The 4,709-nt window shown below is 37.4% G+C and carries 2 protein-coding genes and 4 pseudogenes; 5 read left to right on the top strand and 1 reads right to left on the bottom strand.

Annotated elements, in window-relative coordinates; all coding sequences use genetic code 11:
• Positions 1-113: 113 nt before the first annotated feature.
• Together HT687_RS06525 and HT687_RS06520 are read left to right on the top strand one after the other, a co-directional pair.
• Positions 114-799, top strand: a pseudogene (locus HT687_RS06525) (transposase family protein); the annotation flags it as partial.
• 102 nt (positions 800-901) lie between these two features.
• Positions 902-1,009: pseudogene (locus HT687_RS06520) on the top strand (IS5/IS1182 family transposase); the annotation flags it as partial.
• A gap of 12 nt (positions 1,010-1,021) precedes the next feature.
• Here the strand turns inward: HT687_RS06520 and HT687_RS06515 are convergent.
• Positions 1,022-1,742: pseudogene (locus HT687_RS06515) on the bottom strand (FAD:protein FMN transferase); the annotation flags it as partial.
• Between the two features lie 295 nt (positions 1,743-2,037).
• Between HT687_RS06515 and HT687_RS06510 the strand changes: the two are divergent.
• The 3 genes and pseudogenes from HT687_RS06510 to HT687_RS06500 all read left to right on the top strand — a co-directional run.
• Positions 2,038-3,417: an FAD-dependent oxidoreductase gene (locus HT687_RS06510; RefSeq protein WP_000036801.1), complete on the top strand. Its 1,380-nt coding sequence runs from the start codon at positions 2,038-2,040 to the stop codon at positions 3,415-3,417.
• Between the two features lie 677 nt (positions 3,418-4,094).
• On the top strand, positions 4,095-4,448 hold the full coding sequence (locus HT687_RS06505) for an aminotransferase class V-fold PLP-dependent enzyme (RefSeq protein WP_000945719.1): 354 nt from the start codon (positions 4,095-4,097) through the stop codon (positions 4,446-4,448).
• Between the two features lie 36 nt (positions 4,449-4,484).
• Positions 4,485-4,709: pseudogene (locus tag HT687_RS06500) on the top strand (IS630 family transposase); the annotation flags it as partial.

The raw sequence follows: 4,709 nt of genomic DNA, 5'->3' as shown, positions 1-4,709 counted from the left end.
TAAGTGATAAAGTCGGGAAAGGTTGGAATAGTTGGAAGATTGAAAGCGTTCGATAGGAAAGATAAATATTATTATTAGACTTCCTGCGAAACAAAATATGGTATAATAGTTCTATGAATTATGAAGCAAGTAAACAACTAACTGATGCACAATTTAATCGTCTTGTTGGTGTTCAGCGCACGACTTTTGAAGAGATGTTAGCTGTATTAAAAATTAAACACGCAAAAGATGGATAAAAACCTAAATTAAGCCTAGAATACCTTCTTATGGCGACTTCAATATGTGCGAGAATATCGAACTTATGAACAAATTGCGGCTGATTTTGGTATCCACGAAAGCAACTTAACCCATCGGAGTCAATGGGTTGAAGTAACTCTTGTTCAAAGTGGTTTTACGATTTCAAGAACTCACCTTAGTGCTGAAGACACGGTAATGATTGATGCGACGGAAGTAAAAATCAATCGCCCTAAAAAAACAATTAGCGAATGATTCTGGTAAAAAGAAATGCCACGCTATGAAGGCTCAAGCGATTGTCACAAGTCAAGGGAGAATTGTTTCTTTGGAGATCACTGTGAACTATTGTCATGATATGAAGTTGTTCAAAATGAGTCGCAGAAATATCGGACAAGCTGGTAAAATCTTGGCTGACAGTGCTTATCAAAGGCTCATGAAGATATATCCTCAAGCACAAACTCCACGTAAATCCAGCAAACTCAAGCCGCTAACAGCTGAAGAGAAGGCCTGTAACCATGCGCTATCTAAGGGGAGCAGCAAGGTTGAGAATATTTTTGCCAAAGTATAGTAGATTGAAACTAGAATAGTACATATCTACTTCTAAAACATTGTTAGAAATCGATTTGACTGTCTTGATTGATTTGTCCTGTTCTTATTTCATTTCACTATGAAAACGTTTAAAATATTTTCAACAACCTATCGAAATCATCGTAAACGCTTCGGATTACGAATGAATTTGATTGCTGGCATTATCAATCATGAACTAGGATTCTAGTTTTGCAGGAAGTCTATTGTCAAAAATGTGATGGTAATCTTGTCCATCGACTGTCAGGTGACGTTCATAAATGCCTGAAGTCACGACAGATTGATTGACAACGGGAATGGTCATTAAGTGATTTCCCCTCGGATTGGCTGAATCTTGAATCTCGATTTGCCAAGGGTTATCCCCTCTTGTCTGATTTTTTCCAATGGTCAGGATACTCCCTCCCAGATTGATCAAGGCAGAAGTCATACCCTCTTTTCTAAGAAATTGGGCACCCTTTATCTGCACTATAACCCTTGACTAAACAACCTAAATCGATTTTCATTCCTTTCTGCTTTAAGAATACAATGGAAGTAGAAGAATCTAACTCGATATCATGAGGATTGATTAGAGACAGCACCGCTTCAATTTCTTGAGGTTGTGCAGCTTTGGCATCTGAAAAACCAATGCGCCAGGTTTGAATTAGGGGACCAATACTGATGTTGAGCTGGCTATAGAGTGCTAGGCTATGCTCTAAACCAAGTGAAATCAGTTCAAACAGGTCTGGATGAACAGTGACGGGGGTTATTCCTGCTTGATAATTGATTTCCATCAACTCAGATTCTTGACTATTGGCATTGAAATGGTATTCAAGCTTTTTGAGCAAATCAAAGGATTTTTGGAGTAAGATATCTGCTCACTCATTAACTAATGAAATAGTGATAGTGGTTCCCGTTAGGAGTTCAGAATGTGAACGAAGAGGCAAGCTAGCAACTTTTTTCTTTTGTAGAAAATAAGTTGCAATATCAAATAATTATATAAATGGAAGACCTTGTATTTTATTTTCATGTTATTATAATACCATAAAGCTAGAATTTTCATAAATTAAATTTGGAAAAAGTCAAGAAATATGCTTAAAAAAATTCATTAGGCTTGAAATTAGGATAAATGGAGAATTGTTTTTGATAAAAAATGATAAAGTAATAGCAAACCTCTGGTAAACGCTGACAATAAATGGTATACTAGTAAGGTAAATTTAGAATGAAAGTAGGAAATTTTTTATGAGTAAAATTGTTGTAGTCGGTGCTAACCATGCTGGTACAGCATGTATTAATACTATGTTGGATAATTTTGGAAATGAGAACGAAATTGTTGTATTTGACCAAAACTCTAGCATCTCTTTCCTAGGATGTGGAATGGCTCTTTGGATTGGTAATCAAATTGACGGTGCTGAAGGCTTGTTCTATTCTGATAAAGAAAAATTGGAAGCTAAAGGTGCTAAGGTTTACATGAACTCACCTGTTCTTTCAATCGACTATGATAACAAAGTAGTCACAGCCGAAGTTGAAGGAAAAGAGCACAAAGAATCATACGAGAAATTGATTTTCGCTACAGGTTCTACACCAATCTTGCCACCAATAGAAGGTGTTGAAATTCTTAAAGGAAACCGCGAATTTAAAGCAACTCTTGAAAACGTACAATTCGTGAAATTGTACCAAAACGCTGAAGAAGTGATCAATAAACTTGCTGACAAGAGCCAACACCTTGACCGTATCGCCGTTGTTGGTGGTGGTTACATTGGTGTTGAACTTGCTGAAGCCTTTGAGCGTCTTGGAAAAGAAGTTGTCCTTGTCGATATCGTTGATACTGTCTTGAACGGTTACTATGACAAAGACTTTACACAAATGATGGCGAAGAACTTGGAAGACCACAACATCCGCTTGGCTCTTGGTCAAACTGTTAAAGCAATCGAAGGTGACGGTAAAGTTGAACGCTTGATTACCGATAAAGAAACTTTTGATGTGGATATGGTTGTTCTTGCGGTTGGTTTCCGTCCTAACACAGCTCTTGCTGACGGTAAGATTGAACTCTTCCGAAATGGTGCTTTCCTTGTAGATAAGAAACAAGAAACTTCAATTCCAGGTGTATTTGCAGTTGGTGACTGTGCGACTGTCTATGATAATGCTCGTAAAGACACAAGCTACATCGCCCTTGCTTCAAACGCAGTTCGTACTGGTATCGTTGGTGCCTACAATGCTTGTGGACATGAATTGGAAGGAATCGGTGTTCAAGGTTCAAACGGTATCTCAATCTATGGTCTTCACATGGTTTCAACTGGTTTGACTCTTGAAAAAGCAAAAGCTGCAGGTTACAATGCGACTGAGACAGGATTTAACGATCTTCAAAAACCAGAATTCATGAAACACGATAACCATGAAGTAGCGATTAAGATTGTCTTTGACAAAGATAGCCGTGAAATTCTTGGTGCCCAAATGGTTTCACACGATATTTCAATCAGCATGGGAATTCACATGTTCTCACTTGCTATCCAAGAGCATGTAACAATTGATAAATTGGCATTGACAGACCTCTTCTTCTTGCCACACTTCAACAAACCATACAACTACATCACAATGGCTGCCCTTACAGCTGAAAAATAAAAATGATGAACTATCTGGTCTTAAGTTAAGGTCGGATAGTTTTTTAGGTACGACGGGTCATGGCCTACATCTGAGGAACAAGTCCTCTGTGGGCACTAGCTACCGATGAACCCAACAGCGCCCCTCAATCCTGACTATCGTGAGGTAGCGGACGAAGACGGTCTGGAGATAGACCCTGACGTTAGAGTAAAAAACGTTAGAGGAAAGAATAGCGAAATCCTGGTTCTAGGAACAGAGAGGTGCTAGGAAAGCCTATCTAGCAGATGAGATAGCCAAGAACTCTAAAGTTTAAATAGGTAGTCGTAACTTATATCTGTAAGTCATGAAAGTAATTGAATTCGGACTAAGGTTTGTGTGAAAAAGATAAATCTTCCTAGAGTCCAAAGACTCTGCGTCCGATTTCCTATTTTCACTGTAACCTTTTAACGTCCTCTGTTATAAAGGAAGAAAAATCTGGGACTGATTCCGTGAGGTTTCATGAGCGCCTAAAGCATAGTAACAAGGAATCATGAGAAGTCAGCAGAAGCCATAGTAGTGATGAAGTTTCTGTAGTAGTATTAAATGGTTCAGTTGTATTTCCCAAAAAGATGTGCCAATACAATGTATTACATAAATCGAATTTTAAATCTTAGGAAGTAGAAATTTTTAATGGTAGTAGATTTTCAAAGTGGTGAAATATGTTGAGGAATTTATTTTCTTTTCAAACATCAGATATTATTTATTTTGATAATGCAGCTACAGTTCCCAAGCCAAAAGCTGTTGTTAATAAATTAACAGAAGTTTATTCAGGAATTCCAATAAACATTAAGAGACATAATTCAAAAAATGATTTAATTTTTTCTAATGAATATGAGGCTGTTAAGAAAAAAATTAAAAATTTTCTAAGTGCCAGTAACTACAATGTGCTTTTCACTAAAAGTGCTACGGAGGCTTATAACTTACTTAGTAGGTCTATAAAATATAATAAAGGTAAATTAGGCGTGTCTGTATTAGAACACCATTCTAATTATTTACCTTGGAAAATGTTATAGTTGCTTAGTTTCAAACAAGCATGTTATAATAAAGCTATGGCATATAGTACAGATTTTAAACAGCGAGCATTAGATTACATCAAAGAGGGGGCACAGCCATGTCGAGGCAGCCAAGGTTTTTGATGTCGGCGTCAGAACTCTCTTCACGTGGGAAAAGAACTTACGTGAACAAGGACACTTAGAGAGGAAAAAGCGAGTCGTCAAAAACCGAAAGATTCCTTTAGAGGAATTGAAAGCCTTTGTAGAGGCTCATCCAGATGC

The sequence above is a fragment of the Streptococcus sp. 1449 genome (assembly GCF_013276805.1).
Lineage (GTDB): Bacteria > Bacillota > Bacilli > Lactobacillales > Streptococcaceae > Streptococcus > Streptococcus pseudopneumoniae.
The sequence above is the reverse complement of the archived record's forward strand: the minus strand, read 5'-3'. Positions and strand labels throughout refer to the sequence as shown.

Excerpts from the sequence above, each read along its gene's own strand:
- HT687_RS06505 (WP_000945719.1), top strand. The coding sequence starts at position 4,095 with ATGTTGAGGAATTTATTTTCTTTTCAAACATCAGATATTATTTATTTT.
- HT687_RS06510 (WP_000036801.1), top strand. The coding sequence starts at position 2,038 with ATGAGTAAAATTGTTGTAGTCGGTGCTAACCATGCTGGTACAGCATGT.